Genomic DNA, 15,504 nt, shown 5'->3' with positions numbered 1-15,504 from the left:
AGTTTGAGTGATGGTGAATGCGAAGCCGCCATCGCGAGCAGGCTCGCTCCCACACGGGATCTTCAGTGGACGCTCAGGCTGCGGTCGGCCCCAATCTCTTGTGGGAGCGGGCTTGCTCGCGAAAGCGGTGGGTCAGTTTGAGTGATGGTGAATGCGAAGCCGCCATCGCGAGCAGGCTCGCTCCCACACTGGGTCTTCAGTGGGCGCTCAGGCTGCGGTCGGCCCCAATCCCCTGTGGGAGCGAGCCTGCTCGCGATGGGGCCTGTACTGCCAGCACAGCACTCAGCCGCCCTGCAAAAACATCTCCCGACTCAACCCATGCCGCTGCATCTTTTCGTTGAAGGTGCGGCGTGGCAGTTGCAGTTCTTCGAGCACGGCTTTCACATCGCCTTTGTGCCGCATCAGGGCGGCACGCAGGCATTGGGCTTCGAAGGCTTCCTGCTGGGCGGCGAGGGATTGGCCGGGGTCCGTCTCCAGCGCATGGGAATGATCCAGCCCCAGCAACTGGCGCTCGGCGACGTTCGCCAGTTCGCGCACGTTGCCCGGCCAGTCGTGGCTCAGCAGATGACTCAATTGCGGGCCGCTCAGCGGTGCGGCAGGGCGGCCCAGGCGTTCGGCGGCGTTGTGGGTGAAGTGCTCGAACAGCAAGGGGATGTCCTCGCGCCGTTCACGCAACGGCGGCAGGCGCAGTTCGGCGATGTTCAGGCGATACGCCAGGTCTTCGCGAAAGCGCCCGGCCCGGGCTTCGTCCAGCAGGTCGGGTTTGGTGGCGGCGATGATGCGCAGGTCCACGGTGATGCTCTGGTTGGAGCCCAGGCGTTCGAGTTTCTGTTCCTGCAAGACCCGCAGCAGCTTGACCTGCTGGGCCAGGGGCATGCTCTCGATTTCATCGAGAAACAGCGTACCGCCGTGGGCGTACTCAAGCTTGCCGATGCGCTTGCCCTGGGCGCCGGTGAAGGCCCCGCTTTCATGGCCGAACAGTTCCGCCTCGAACAGCGATTCGGGGATGGCCGCGCAATTCAATGCCACGAACGGTTTGTCCGCCCGGGGGCCGAAGTCGTGCAAGCAGCGGGCAACCAGCTCCTTGCCGCTGCCGGTCTCGCCACGGATCAACACATTGACCGGCAGGGTCGCCAGGTCCAGCACCTGGCGTCGCAGGTTTTGCAGCGCCCGGGAAACCCCCAATAAGGTTCCGTCGAGTCGGGCCCTGGCGTCAGCCTGCTCATGCAGGCGGCGGTTTTCCAGCACCAGGGAGCGCTTGTCCAGGGCACGGCGCAAGCTGCCCAGCAAGGCGTCGGGGCTGAAGGGTTTCTCCAGGAAGTCGTAGGCCCCATCGCGCATGGCCTCCACGGCCATCGGCACGTCGCCGTGGCCGGTCAGCAGGATCACCGGCAGATCCGCGTCGCGCCGGCGCACTTCGGCCAGCAGATCCAGGCCGCTGAGCCCAGGCATGCGCACGTCGCTGAGGATCACCCCCGGAAAATGCGCCGGCAGCGTTGCGAGGCATTCCTCGGCGCGGCTGAACAACTGCACCTGGAAACCCGACAGGCTCAGCCATTGTTCGACAGCGCTGCGGATACTGCCTTCGTCATCGACGACCATGACAGAGTCAAGCATGTAACCGGGCCTCCTGATCGATGGGTAACGTCACGCAGAATACGGCGCCGCCTTCATGGTTGTCCGCCGTCAGCCGCCCGCCGGACTCATGGATGATGGCAAACGATACCGCCAGCCCCAGGCCCAGGCCATCACCCACCGCCTTGGTGGTAAAGAACGGATCGAAGACCTGGCCCAGGTGTTCCTCGGCAATCCCGGTGCCGCTGTCACTGACCGTCAGGCGCCACAGTTGCTCATCGGCTTCCAGGCGCACTTCCAGGCGTTTCAAGGGTTGGTCGGCCATGGCGTCGAGGGCGTTGCGCAACAGATTGATCAGCACCTGTTCGAGGCGGATCGCATCGCCACGCACCCACGCCGGACGGGTCAGATGCAACACGGTGCTGACCTGTTCGTCCCGCAGGCGGGTATCGAGCAGTTGCAGGGCCTGATCCACCACTGCCGCCAGGTCCAGGCGTTCGCGCAGGCCGCTGGGGCTCTTGCGGGCAAACGTTTTCAGGTGACCGGTGAGGGCGGCCATGCGGGTCAGCATGTCATCCACCGGTTTGAGTGCCTTGTAGGCATCGTCGACCCGGCCGTGATCCAGCAGCAGGCGCAGGGTCGCCAATTGCATGCGCTGGGCCGTCAGCGGTTGGTTGATTTCATGGGCCAGGGCCGCTGACATCTGCCCCAGCGCTGCCAGTTTGGCCGACTGCACCAGCCCTTCCTGGGCGGTACGCAACTCCTGGGTCCGCTCTTCCACCAGGCGTTCGAGCTCGGCGCGGCTGCGTTGACGCAGCTTCGCCAGGCGCCAGCGTTGGTTGAGAAACAGCAGCAGAAAGACCAACGCCAACCACGATCCGGCGGCAGCGAGCCCGGCGTTGCGGCGGTCTTCGAAAGCGATCTGCGGGCGACGCAGCAAATGCAGCGTCCAACCCTCGGCCGTCAGCGGCAGGGATTCCCACAGGTAGTCCGCCGTGCCGTCGGGAGCATCGACCCGGGTCAGCCGACTGTTGTCGTCAAAACGCCGCAACCCTTCGTAGTTCAACGGTTGCAGGGGTTGCTTGTCGTATTGGCGGGTGGCCTTGAGCTCGGCACGGTCGCTGTCGGTCAGAGGCTGCAGATGGCGATAACGCCAGCCCGGCCGGTTGGCGATGAACACGATGCCCCGGGCGTCGCTGACCAACAGGGTGTCGCTGCCCTGGCGCCATTCACGTTCAAGCTCCGGAAATTCGAGCTTCACCACCATCGCTCCGAGGAACTCGCCGTTGTCGCCGGTTACTGCGCTGGACAGGAAGTAACCCGGAATGCCGCTGGTCACGCCCACCGCGTAGAAGCGTCCGGTGCCCTGGGTACGGGTCTGGAGGAAATAGGGGCGGAAGCCATAGTTGTGGCCGACGTAACTGCTGGGCAGGCGCCAGTTGCTGGCCGCCACGGCCAGACCGGTGCGGTCGAGCAACTCCAGGGTCGAGGACTGCGCGGTGTCGTTGATTTTCTCCAGCTTGCGATTCAACGCGTCCTGTTGTGCCGCACTGACCGGTCCCATCAGGGCCGAGCGCAACTCCGGGTCCAGCGCCAGCACGGCGGGCAGGGCGCGGTAGCGGTCGATCAGGGTATGCAAGGAGTTGGCGTACAGCGCCAGTTGCTGGTTCGCACGGCTGGCGTCTTCCTCCAGCGCCTGGCGTTCGGCGTGGCGTATGGCCAGGGCAGCGGCGCCAACGGCGCCGGCGAGGATCAGCACAATGGCAAGGGACAGGCGCAAGGGGCGGGGCATTGCGAGCATGTGAGCGCTTCAAGGGGCGACGGGACTGGCACCATAGCATGCCGCCCGCATGTCGTAATGCGCCTCGTCCCGGGCTATCGGAGCGCTGTTTGTGTCTGTCTTAGTCGGCCGATGACCCTGTTTCAGTCCCCAGGATCCGTATCGTTGTAATCGAAGTCGCACTGGTACCAGGGATGATAGACATGCCAGGCTTCGTGCCCCTTGGCGTTGATGACCTTGACCAGGCGTCCTGGCGGATCGTAGAACTGCTGGTCGTGATAACCGTGCACGCGCAGCGAAGCGTCGTTGATGTAGCGCCAGGCATCCGCGAAATAGGGCCGGTAGACCCGGGTGACCAGCCCTTTGTTGTCGTACTCGACCCGTTCGCTCACGCGCCAGCGCTGTTCGGCCAGATGCTGGAGCGGCTGCCCGTCCTGCAACACCAGCGAACCGTCTTCGGCCACCGCATAGGCTTGCCCGGGTTCCACCCGCTGTTTGCTTTGCAGGGCACGGCCGAATCCATCGACGGCATTGATAGTGATGCGGATCTGTTGCAACGGATCGTCCGGGTAACGATCGGCGTTCAGCACGACGCTGTGGACCGGCTCCCGGGGCGCGGCGTGTATCAGCACCCGCAAGAGTTCCTGGGCGGCGCTGCGTTCGCTCAGTTGTGCCAAGCGCGTGCGCGCCGAGGCGCGGATGTGGCCGTCGGGCAGCAGGTAGCGCTCGCTGATCCACGCGTCGCGCTGTGCGGGGAGTACCAGGGTGAGATCGAGCGATCCCATCCAACTGAGCGCGTCGGTGCGCACGGCACTGGCGATCCGGCCCAGGGTGGCTTCCGGGTGGTCGATCGCATGGCCGGGTGTCAGGTCTTCGGGCGGTTGGTAGGTGGCGATATCGTCGAAGCCTGCCGGAGCGCCGTTCTCGGTGCCATGAAAGGTCACGCCCAGCGGAGCGCCCCCCGGGCCATAGAGTGCCTGCTGGATATTGTCATTGGCATCGATGATCTTGCGCGGCAGCAACGCGTGGTAATCGTACTCGACCCGGGTCGTGCAGCCGTCCGGCAGGGTCACGGCGGTGGTCATCAAGCGGTAGGCATCGTGCTCGACGGTAGTCACTCCGTGGCTTTGGGTCTCCTGCAGGGTCGTCAACTGGAAAAAGCCCTCGAGGGGCGCATAGGTCGCAAACCCGACTTTCCTGGACCAGAGGTTTTCGCGGTCGTCCTCATCCGGGTCGTCTGGTAGGAACAGCTTCATGGGCTCGAAGCCGATGCTTTCCAATTGCTCACGGATGTCGAAGGGCGGCGGCAACTCGTCGTAGGCTTGCAGCGCATGCTTGTCGAATTCGGCCATCTCCAGCGGGCCATGCAGGGCCTGGAAGGCAATGTCATCGTGCTCGTCCAGCAGGTAGTTCTGTTCCTGAAGCGCGATCAAATGCCGGGCGGCATCCCATTGCGGGGAGTCCTGATGGTCGATGAAGGTTTCATAGCTGACTTGCCGAGGGTTGAGCCCCAGCGGCAGTTCACCTTTCGGACGTTGCAACCCGTTGGCCCTGGAGCGCCACGGCAGGCTCAACCGCTGGCGCAGTCCGTCGTCATCGATCAGGTGCAGGTGCTCGGCGCGTTTCTCGACGATGTGGAACACCTGTTGCTGGTCGTCATGGGCGTCACGCCACCAGCCATTCTCGACCTCGTCTTCGAAGGGCGGCGGGTCGAGGGCGGTGAGGCGCCGGGCGTAGTGGACGAGGAAGCCGTGGATAAGCTGGCCGAACTGGTTCCACTTCAGGTTGAGCCCATGCTGGATCTGCGGGTCGTCGATGAATCCGTCGTATTGATAGGTGATCGCCTCCAGGTCCAGCACCAGCAGGCTCTTGTGGTGGACATGAGGATGGCGCAACAGATAGCGCTGTTGAGTCACGGTGTAAGGCCCGGCCGTGCCGGCCGGTTCGGCGGGATGGGTTTCGGTGCGCAGCACACGACCGCCCAGGGCGTAGGCCATCTCCCGCGCGGTGTCCGGGTCGGGACTGATGATTTCGTTGGCCTCGTCGCTTTCATGAAAGCGGGTCAGCAGTGTCGGGCCCAACGGCACTGCATCGGTGTCGCCAGCGAAGCAGTCCTTGAGGGGTTGGTCGACGGCGCGGCCGGTGTGGAACCAGGTCTTGACCAGTGCCGGCGCGGTGAAACCGGTTGGCGTCTCGCCTTCGGACACTTCGCTGTCGACCTGGTACAGCCGGCCGAAGCCTCGGAACTCGCGATGGTGGCTGTCATAGTCGCCTTCGAAGTAAGTGAAGCGTTGGGTCAGGCAATTACCGGTGATCTCGTCCCGTTGTTGTTGACGCGCCACCAGCGGCAGGGCCAGGGGCAGGTAACAGGTCAGTGGTTCACGGCTGGCCGTGCGTTGCTGTTTTTCATCCAGCCAATACTGCGCACTGCTGCGATAGGTCAGGGTGCTGCTGCAACCCATGTTGTTGTTCATGGCGTTGAGCAGATAAGGGCGGGTCGCGACAAAGTCATAGCGCCAGTGTCCGGGCTTCATATCGGGCGTCGCGTGCGGTTTGCTCAGGATCAGGCTGGCACATCCCAGGCCTTGCAGGTCGGCCAGGGTGACCTGGCACAGATTGTCGTACCGCACGCCTTCGGGCCATGGCACCTGCACAGGCGTTTGTTCAAGACCATTGCCGCCGCGGTTGAGGTAGATCTCGAAGCACTCGCTCTTGAGGTAGATCAGTGCCGGTGCCCCGGACCCGTCCAGGTCGGCGATGCGGACCCGATCGGCATCGAACTGGCTGTAGCTGAAGGGCAGGGCACTCATGACAAAGCCTTCGCCGAAACGCCCACGGCCCAGGTTCGGCCAGCATTTGATCTCGTTGCAGCGGATGCGGCACAGCTCGGTACTGTCGCTGCCCAGCAAGTTGCCGAACATCACCAGTTCATTGCGCAGGTCACTGAACAAGGGCAGGGCGCTGTCCGGTTCATGGGGCACATTCACGCCGGGGGCAAACCCTTCCTCGCGGCGGTTGGCGTACAACCGCACGCTCTTGGGGCCGATCATGGCCAGGGAGCGCAAACCGTCACCGTTGAGGTCGCCCAGTTGTGCGGACGGGTGCAGTAACTCTGTCGGGAAGCGCTTGAAGTCCGTGAAGGTGGACCAACTGCGGTCCGGGTTGAGGGTGTAGAACCCGCTCATGCCGGGCTGGACGATGAGCCAGTTGAGGCGACCCCTGCCCGTCAGGTCGGTCAGCACCTGCAACACCGTCGGGTTGTCGGTGGCCACCGGCATGCTCGAAAGGCGCGACCACGGACCATAGGCGATGGTGTCGTCGTTCTCGCCGCGTTCCGGTTCACGGTAATACCAGCCATGGGTATAGCGGCACAGAAACCCCGGAACGCCCTCGCCGTACAGGTCGACGCAGTGGTAGCGCTTGCCATCTTCAAGGGCAGGCATCGTCTGCAGCTCAACGAACGGTTCGGGTGCCAGGTTGAGCTCGAAATCGTTGTAGTGCAGTTCGACGGGGGGACGGTAATCGACGCGGCCCTCGGCGTCCCAGTCCTGATAATGGGCGGCGGTCAGCAGGTTGTAGCCCAGTGCGGTGGCGCTGTATTCCAGCACCATCCGCGCGACCAGCGCAGGTTCGCTGCCCGCTTCGGCGGGGAAGTGGTGGAACATCAGTACCTGTTGGCAGAGGTGGCGCGTGCCGACTTCGAAACCGTACCGGTAGGCATGGATCGGGTCGCTGCGCAATTGCCATGGTACCCCTTTGGGGACGTACCAAGCCGGTTTGCGCGCAAGATCGAGGGCGCGCTGGCCATAGTCGAACAGCAGATGGAAATGCCAGTGCCTGCTGGCTGGGTCGGTCTCTTCGAAGCAATAGAAACTATCGCTGGCCGTGGCGTTGCCATAACACACACGTCGCAGGTAGCGCTGGGCGCGATAGTCATGGGGACCGTCGAACGGGCCGGGATCGGCTTCGTATTCATAAAAGATGTGCTCGCCCGACGGGCCGAGTTCTTCGAGCAACAACCATTCGGCGATGCGGACCGGGCTCTGGGGATCGGTGTCGGCAACGGGGGCGGCGATGCGCGACGCTTCGCTGTTGCCGTAGCAATACAAATGGCCGTTGCTGCCCTGGACTCTCCAGAACGGCGCCTGGCCATCGTCGGGACTCCAGAGTTCATAAACGTCGAATGCACTTTCGATCCTGGGGTAATAGCGCACCACCGAACAGGCCCGGCTACCGGGCCCGGCCAATGTGCGAATGACTGGCATGCCTTCGTTGAACTCGGGCCAGCGCTCAACCCCGTCGGCATCGATCATCACGTCGTCATCACCGTAGTGCGGGACGCCTTCGCTGGTGCGGCGGGCGATGCTGGCGAGGGACAACTGCATGCCGATGCCGAAGGTGCCGTTGCCACTCTGGCTGTTGTAGTGCAGTGCCAGCGCCGGTGTCAGGTGGCGAGCGCTGGAAAGAGGCAGGGGCAATTCGAAAGAGGCCGCCCCTCGCGTGCCGACTGGGCCGATCCGGCTGCCCATCGTGGCAATGGATGCGCTGTTGGCGATGGTGGGGGTCACAATTTGCAGGGGCGTTTGTTCTGCCATCGAGGGAATCTTCTTGTTAGGCCATGTCAGGGGATACCCGGCTGAACATGAGGATGCCAAGAGATGAACGATGGGTAACCTGTCAGATCCGACAGGTGCGCGAGCAGGCCGATAAGTGGTAGGCATTCCTGCACGCAACAAAAAAGGCCGGTGAGCTTGTCGCCCACCGGCCTTTCTTCGGTGCGAAGGTGCGGGTTACTGCACTTCTACCGCCAGGCTGTCACTGATTTTTTTCTGCCAGATGGCCGGGCCGGTGATGTGCACCGACTCGCCCTGGCTGTCGACCGCAACGGTCACCGGCATGTCCTTGACCTCGAACTCGTAGATCGCTTCCATGCCCAGTTCGGCGAATGCCAGGACCTTGGATTTGCGGATCGCTTGAGCCACCAGGTACGCGGCGCCGCCAACGGCCATCAGGTAGACGGCTTTGTTGTCCTTGATCGCTTCGATCGCGGTCGGGCCACGCTCGGATTTGCCGATCATGCCCAGCAGGCCAGTCTGTTCGAGGATCTGACGGGTGAACTTGTCCATCCGCGTGGCGGTGGTCGGACCGGCCGGGCCAACCACTTCGTCGCCTACCGGGTCGACCGGGCCCACGTAATAGATGAAGCGACCCTTGAGGTCCACCGGCAGGGTTTCACCCTTGTTCAGCATCTCGACCATGCGCTTGTGCGCCGCGTCGCGACCGGTGAGCATTTTGCCGTTGAGCAGCACGGTTTCGCCCGGCTTCCAGCTCTGCACTTCTTCCGGGGTCAGGGTGTCGAGGTTTACGCGACGAGCCGACGGGCCTGCTTCCCAGACGATTTCCGGGTAGGCATCCAGCGGTGGCGCTTCCAGCTCTGCCGGGCCTGTGCCGTCCAGCACGAAGTGGGCGTGACGGGTGGCGGCGCAGTTGGGGATCATGCACACCGGCAGGGAGGCGGCGTGGGTCGGGTAATCCATGATCTTCACGTCGAGCACGGTGGTCAGGCCACCCAGGCCCTGGGCACCGATGCCCAGTTGGTTGACCTTCTCGAACAGCTCCAGGCGCATCTCTTCGATACGGTTCTGCGGACCGCGGGCCTTCAGCTCGTGGATGTCGATGGATTCCATCAACACTTCCTTGGCCATGACCGCGGCCTTCTCGGCGGTGCCGCCGATGCCGATGCCGAGCATGCCCGGTGGGCACCAGCCGGCACCCATGGTCGGAACGGTCTTGAGTACCCAGTCGACGATGGAGTCGGACGGGTTGAGCATGGCCATTTTCGACTTGTTCTCGGAGCCGCCGCCCTTGGCCGCCACGTCCACTTCCACGGTGTTGCCCGGGACGATGGAGTAGTGGATGACCGCGGGGGTGTTGTCCTTGGTGTTTTTGCGCGCACCCGCCGGGTCGGCGAGGATGGAGGCGCGCAGGACGTTTTCCGGCAGGTTGTAGGCGCGACGCACGCCCTCGTTGATCATGTCGTCCAGGCTCATGGTCGCGCCGTCCCAGCGCACGTCCATGCCCACCCGTACGAACACGGTCACGATGCCGGTGTCCTGGCAGATCGGCCGATGGCCGGTGGCGCACATGCGCGAGTTGATCAGGATCTGCGCCATGGAGTCACGGGCCGCTGGCGATTCTTCGCGCAGGTAGGCTTCGTGCATCGCCTGGATGAAGTCCACGGGGTGGTAGTAGGAAATGAACTGCAGGGCGTCGGCAACGCTCTGAATCAGGTCGTCTTGCTTGATCACGGTCATGAGTCGCGCTCCTCTCTAAGACGGGAACATTCAATAAGGTACCGCTCGTTTGGGTGCATCGGTCGACGGGCGGCACCTCTTAAGACACGCCGGGCATGCTGGCGCGACGCTAAAAAGGCGCGGCAGTATATCGCAGGCGGGCATCCTGTGGGAGCAAGCCGCCCCTGTGGCAGTAGGATTTATCTGTGCTGAGGGGATTTTATCTGTGGCGAGGGGATTCATCTGTGGCGAAGGGATTTATCCCCGCTGGGGCGCGAAGCGGCCCTAAATGATAGGTACACATTAACCTGACACACCGCAGCGGCAGCTTTTAGGTCTGCTTCGCAGCCCAGCGGGGATAAATCCCCTCGCAACAGGTAAATCCGTCAGCACAGGTGGGTGTGCGTCGAGCAAGGAACACTGCGTCAAAATGGGCCATTGCTTTGACGCCATTTTTCTGCTCCAGAATTGAATGGTCATTTGTCCTACACGCCACTAAAGTGGCGGCTGGCCTGTAGCGTAGGACGCCTCCTGTCAGTTTCTTTTCCCATGGTGAGTCAACGATTGACCCATAACGCCATTCAACGTCTCCTGCTCAAACGCTTCGCCCTGGCGGCCGCGACTTACGCGCTGGCGCTGGTGTTGCTGTGGCTGGCATTTTTCAGTGGGCATTACCTCGACTCGTTACGCGGCGTCATCATCGGCAGCGCCTTGGTGGTGCTGTGCCAAGGTGCGCTGTTCGCAGTGTTCCTCAGTGGTCGCAACCTGCGGTTCGCCGACCCCAGCCTCACCGAAGTGCAAGTACTGATCGGCCTGGGTTGGCAGACTTGGATGATGGGGCACCTGGACCAGGCCCGGGGCCTGTTCCTGGTCTTCTACGTACTGATCCTGCTGTTCGGACTGTTTCACCTGTCCCGTCGGGCTTTTGTGCGTTGCGCGATGCTGGTGTTCTTCAGCTTCACCGGCCTTACCCTCTGGGACGCCTGGTTCTTCCGGCTTTCCGACCCGACGTTGGCCGGCTTGCAGGTGTGCGTGCTGTTTATCGTGCTGGTGTGGCTGGTGCTGTACGCCCGCTATGTCCAGACGTCGCGCCAGCGCATGCGTCAGCGGCGATTTGCCTTGCAGGCACACCAGGACACCCTGCGCGGCATGATGCGCCAGCTCGAAGATCTGGTGGCCACCGATGAACTGACCGGCCTGTTCAATCGCCGGCATTTCCTGCGCCTGGCATCCCGTGAACTCAATACCCTCAAGCCGGACATGGCCCATGGCTTGGCCTTGATCGATCTTGACCATTTCAAGCGCATCAACGACCTGCACGGCCATGCTGCCGGCGACCAGGTGCTCCAGGCCTTCGCCAGCGTTGCCACGGCCTGCCTGCGCGAAGGCGACGTGCTGGCGCGCTATGGCGGCGAAGAGTTCGTCATGCTCCTGCCCGCCTGCGACCCCGCGCGCCTGACCGCTTGTTGCGAACGGCTGCGCCTGGCGTTTGCCGCCGTCGAGTTGACTGGTCTGCGGGTGGGGCCTCTGAGCCTGTCGGCGGGCATGACACTGCTGGAAATGGACGACGACCTGGACAACGCATTGCAACGTGCCGACCAGGCCTTGTACCGTGCCAAGCGAGACGGCCGTAATCGGTGTGCCGCCGCCTGGGAGAATGTCGATGCCTGAACTGACGGTCGCCGGCCGGCAATGGACCGTCGCGCCCGGCAGTAACCTGCTGGACGCGCTGAATCAGTCCGGGGTGCCGGTGCCCTACAGTTGCCGCGCCGGCAGTTGCCATGCCTGCCTGGTGCAATGCATCGGTGGCGATGTGCGCGATGCTCGGCCCGATGCCTTGAGCCCGACACAGCGCGACCAGGGCTGGCGGCTGGCCTGCCAATGCCAGGTGGTCGAGGATGTGCGGGTCCACACGTTCGATCCGCAACGCGACGGTCAGGCGGCCCAGGTCGTGGCGGCGGACTGGTTGGGGCCCGACGTGCTGCGTTTGCGCGTCGCCCCTGAACGGAGGCTGCGTTACCAGGCCGGGCAACACCTGGTGCTGTGGCTCGGCGACGTCGCCCGACCCTATTCCCTGGCGAGCCTGCCGGAGGAAGACCGCTTCCTGGAGTTTCACCTCGATTGCCGCCAGCCCGGGCAATTTATCGACCGGGCTCGATCCCTGAACGTGGGGGACCCCATCCGCCTGGGTGAATTGCGCGGCGGTGCGCTGCATTATGATCCCGCCTGGCACGACAGACCGTTGTGGCTGCTGGCCGCCGGTACCGGGCTGGGGCCGTTGTTCGGCATTCTGCGCGAAGCCCTGCGCCAGCAACATCGAGGGCCGATTCATCTTGTGCATGTCGCCCATGACGCCAGCGGGCATTACCTGGGCAAACCCCTGGCGGCGCTGGCCGCCAAGTACCCACAACTCAGCGTCCAACTGCTGACCTCGGTCGAGGCGCCTTCAGCGCTGGCGCAACTGCGGCTGCCCTCCCGACACACCCAGGCCCTGGCCTGCGGCCACCCCGAGCGGGTCGAAGCCTTCGCCAAACGCCTCTACCTGGCCGGCTTGCCGCGCAATCAGTTGCTGGCGGATGTCTTCCCTACCCGTGAGGGCGGCGGGGGCTGAGCCACCGCCATCGCGAGCAGGCTCGCTCCCACAGGGTCTGGTGGTGTATGCCAATGCTGCGTACACCGCTGATCCACTGTGGGAGCGGGCTTGCTCGCGAAAGCGGTAGAGCTGTCACTGAGAGGTTGAATGTACCGCCGCCTTCGCGGGCAAGCCTGGCTCCCACAGGTTTGGGGGGTATGCCAATGCTGCGTACATCGCTGATCCACTGTGGGAGCGAGCCTGCTCGCGATGGCGTCCGTCCAGGCAAAGCAAAAAAGCCCCGCCATTCACATGGCAGGGCTTTTGTCTTTCAGCGGGGGCACTCAGACCATTGGGTCGCCGACGTGCAGGATTTTCATCCCGTTGGTGCCGCCGATGGTGTGGTAGCTGTCGCCCTTGGTCAGGATGACCCAGTCACCGGTCTGCACCACGCCGCGCTTGACCAACTCGTCCACCGCCGCCTGGCTGACTTCGCCCGGTTGCAGGGCGGCCGGGTCGAACGGCACGGTGTAGACGCCACGGAACATGGCGGCACGGGCCTGGGTTTCGCGGTGCGGGGAGAACGCGTAGATCGGCACCGAAGAACGGATGCGCGACATGATCAGCGGTGTGTAGCCACTTTCGGTCAGGGCGATGATCGCCTTCACGCCCGGGAAGTGGTTGGCGGTGTACATCGTCGCCAGGGCGATGCTCTCGTCACAGCGTTCGAAGGTCTTGCCGATGCGGTGGCTGGAGGTCTTGCCGGTCGGGTGCTTCTCGGCGCCCAGGCAGATACGGGCCATGGCCTGCACCGCTTCGAGGGGGTATTGGCCGGCGGCGCTTTCGGCCGAAAGCATCACGGCGTCCGTGTAGTCGAGCACGGCGTTGGCTACGTCGGACACTTCGGCGCGGGTTGGCATCGGGTTCTGGATCATCGACTCCATCATCTGGGTCGCCACGATCACTGCCTTGTTGTGACGGCGTGCGTGCAGGATGATCTTCTTCTGGATGCCCACCAGCTCAGCGTCGCCGATTTCCACACCGAGGTCGCCACGGGCCACCATCACGGCGTCGGAGGCCTTGATCAGGCCGTCAAGGGTTTCGTCGTCGGCCACGGCTTCGGCGCGTTCGATCTTCGCCACCAGCCAGGCGGTGCCGCCGGCTTCGTCGCGCAGTTGACGGGCGTATTCCATGTCGGCGGCGTCACGGGGGAAGGACACTGCCAGGTAGTCGACTTCCATTTCCGCGGCCAGCTTGATGTCGGCCTTGTCTTTTTCAGTCAGGGCCGGTGCCGTCAGGCCGCCGCCGCGACGGTTGATGCCTTTATGGTCCGACAGCGGACCGCCAATGGTCACGGTGCAGACCAGTTCGGTGGCGGTGGCGGTGTCGACGCGCATCACCACGCGACCATCATCGAGCAGCAGCTCGTCGCCCACGCCGCAGTCCTTGACCAGGTCCGGGTAGTCGATGCCGACCACCTGCTGGTTGCCTTCGGTCAGCGGATGGCTGGTGGAGAAGGTGAAGGTGTCACCGATCTTCAACTCGATGCGCTTGTTGGCGAATTTGGCGATCCGGATCTTGGGGCCTTGCAGGTCACCCAACAGGGCAACGAAGCGGCCGTGCTTGGCGGCGAGGTCGCGCACCAGCTTCGCACGAGCCTTGTGCTCATCGGGAGTACCGTGGGAAAAGTTCAGGCGGGCAACGTCCAGGCCAGCCAGAATCAGCTGTTCGAGAACTTCCGGCGAATTACTGGCCGGGCCAAGGGTAGCGACGATTTTGGTGCGACGGACGGACATGCAAGACTCCTCAAGTTCAAGCGCCAGCGAAGGCTACTATGGTCTTTGGGTGTAGTCATTGTTCATATGCACTACTTATTCGTTTCTTTTTCGAAGTGAACATTCCCGAAGATTTTCACGCCTCTTTGGCCTGGATCACTCTTGTGGCCATGAGAATTCATCTGTGGCGAGGGGATTTATCCCCGCTGGGCTGCGAAGCGGCCCCAAAGCCCTGTTACTCGGTGTCTCAGGCGGATTGAGTCGCCGGTGTTGGGTCTGCTTCGCAGTCCAGCGGGGATAAATCCCCTCGCCACAAGAGCGAGCCCGGCGTCATATAGAGTTGAAGATTTCTAAGGGTAGGCCGATACAGCGCTCAAGACAGGAGAACCTTCCCATGCGATTCGTGCTTTTTATTGCCCTGGCCCTGAGCATCACGGGCTGTACCCGGTGGTCGATGAACCACCACATGAACCTGGCCTACAAGGCCTATGACCGCGGCAATTGCGACCAGGTAATGCTCGAACTGTCCCAGGTCGACCGCGCCAGCCGTGCCCGCCGCTATATGCAGCCGGAAGTCTCGATGCTGCGCGGCCAGTGCCTGGAGCGGCAGAAGCTGTTCGTCGACGCAGCGCAGACCTACCAGTTCATCATCGCCCAATACCCCACCAGCGAATACGCCTTCCGCGCCCGTGCCCGGCTCGAGACCCTCGAAAGCCTGGGACACTACCCGACCCGCAGTGCCTCGGCGATCCGCCCGACTGCATTCTGATCACCACCGCGGCACAGCCGCCGAGGGATATTCCCCGGCGGATGGCCGGCATCGTTGCGGACTGGCTTCTGTCCAAGCTTGAGCTATATTTGTACAACTCGTGGCTAGAGCAAGATCTCTAATGTCGAGGCAACACCTGTGACCGGCAGGAACAGGCTCAAGACGCTTGCACGCGTCTGGCACCGGGATCGGGGAGAGCGGGCTCGCTTGGGCTCGTTCCGAAGCATTGGGTAGGTCCTCGTTGAGGGCTGGGAAAAGCGATACAAAACATGTACAAAAAACGTCGAATTGATCGGCAGGATTTGCCGTGCTTCTTGAAAGTGTTCAACGGCGTCAACGACAGGCTTATTGGTTATCTGGGAAACGTTTCTGAACATGGTCTGATGCTGATCAGCACGCTGCCGTTGATGGTCGGCGCAGACTTTGAGCTGCACCTGAAAATCCCCGCCGATGAAGGGCCGCAGAGGGATATCAAGTTGAAGGCCACCTGCCTGTGGTGCCATGAAGACGTGACGCCACAGCATTTCGACGCTGGCTTCAGCCTCCATGGGGCGCCGCCGGAATACGGACAACTGGTTAGCGCGCTGCAGGATTATTTCAGTTTCCAATCGTTGTCGGCTTCGGCTTGATGCTTACCTGACTTCTTACAAATGTACTTCAAGCCAGTGACAGGAGAGGGAGCCCAATCCCTTGTGGGAGCGAGCCTGCTCGCGCTGGCGGCTGGGGAGTCACATCGGTAT

General features: G+C 63.1%; 9 protein-coding genes. 4 read left to right on the top strand and 5 right to left on the bottom strand.

The window, feature by feature from the left end:
• Nucleotides 1-282 precede the first annotated feature (282 nt).
• The 4 genes from ACODTO_RS22415 to ACODTO_RS22400 all read right to left on the bottom strand — a co-directional run bounded on the left by ACODTO_RS22415 (nucleotide 283) and on the right by ACODTO_RS22400 (nucleotide 9,669).
• The gene (locus ACODTO_RS22415; protein WP_489107061.1) at nucleotides 283-1,617 is read right to left on the bottom strand and encodes a sigma-54-dependent transcriptional regulator; all 1,335 of its coding nucleotides are present in this window, start codon (nucleotides 1,615-1,617) and stop codon (nucleotides 283-285) included.
• Nucleotides 1,610-3,376 carry a sensor histidine kinase gene (locus ACODTO_RS22410; protein ID WP_489107060.1) on the bottom strand — a complete coding sequence of 589 codons (1,767 nt, stop codon included), beginning with the start codon at nucleotides 3,374-3,376 and terminating at the stop codon, nucleotides 1,610-1,612. The genes ACODTO_RS22415 and ACODTO_RS22410 overlap by 8 nt, the downstream gene beginning before the upstream one ends.
• A 122-nt stretch (nucleotides 3,377-3,498) precedes the next feature.
• Nucleotides 3,499-7,950 carry a SpvB/TcaC N-terminal domain-containing protein gene (locus tag ACODTO_RS22405; RefSeq protein ID WP_489107059.1) on the bottom strand — a complete coding sequence of 1,484 codons (4,452 nt, stop codon included), beginning with the start codon at nucleotides 7,948-7,950 and terminating at the stop codon, nucleotides 3,499-3,501.
• A 195-nt stretch (nucleotides 7,951-8,145) separates the two neighbouring features.
• A complete protein-coding gene (locus ACODTO_RS22400; protein ID WP_041020308.1) occupies nucleotides 8,146-9,669 on the bottom strand; it encodes a fumarate hydratase in 1,524 nt (507 codons plus the stop codon).
• Between the two features lie 543 nt (nucleotides 9,670-10,212).
• Between ACODTO_RS22400 and ACODTO_RS22395 the strand changes: the two genes are divergently transcribed.
• Nucleotides 10,213-11,319 (top strand): GGDEF domain-containing protein, encoded by a 1,107-nt coding sequence (locus tag ACODTO_RS22395; RefSeq protein ID WP_139645168.1) that lies wholly within the window; start codon nucleotides 10,213-10,215, stop codon nucleotides 11,317-11,319.
• A complete protein-coding gene (locus ACODTO_RS22390; protein WP_489107058.1) occupies nucleotides 11,312-12,259 on the top strand; it encodes an iron-sulfur-binding ferredoxin reductase in 948 nt (315 codons plus the stop codon). Before ACODTO_RS22395 ends, ACODTO_RS22390 begins: the two co-directional genes overlap by 8 nt.
• Nucleotides 12,260-12,564: 305 nt before the next feature.
• On the opposite strand, the gene pyk is transcribed toward ACODTO_RS22390, so the two are convergent.
• Nucleotides 12,565-14,016: a pyruvate kinase gene (pyk, locus tag ACODTO_RS22385; protein ID WP_175363021.1), complete on the bottom strand. Its 1,452-nt coding sequence runs from the start codon at nucleotides 14,014-14,016 to the stop codon at nucleotides 12,565-12,567.
• Nucleotides 14,017-14,389: 373 nt separating this feature from the next.
• Here pyk and ACODTO_RS22380 point away from each other — a divergent pair, with 373 nt between their 5' ends.
• Nucleotides 14,390-14,764 (top strand): tetratricopeptide repeat protein, encoded by a 375-nt coding sequence (locus ACODTO_RS22380; RefSeq protein WP_024781023.1) that lies wholly within the window; start codon nucleotides 14,390-14,392, stop codon nucleotides 14,762-14,764.
• A 269-nt stretch (nucleotides 14,765-15,033) separates the two neighbouring features.
• Complete coding sequence (locus ACODTO_RS22375; RefSeq protein WP_175384667.1) at nucleotides 15,034-15,393, top strand: PilZ domain-containing protein; 360 nt, start codon at nucleotides 15,034-15,036, stop codon at nucleotides 15,391-15,393.
• The last annotated feature ends 111 nt before the right edge of the window (nucleotides 15,394-15,504 follow it).

The organism is Pseudomonas sp. FG13 (genome assembly GCF_057809755.1).
This window is presented reverse-complemented; position numbering and strand designations above follow the sequence as displayed.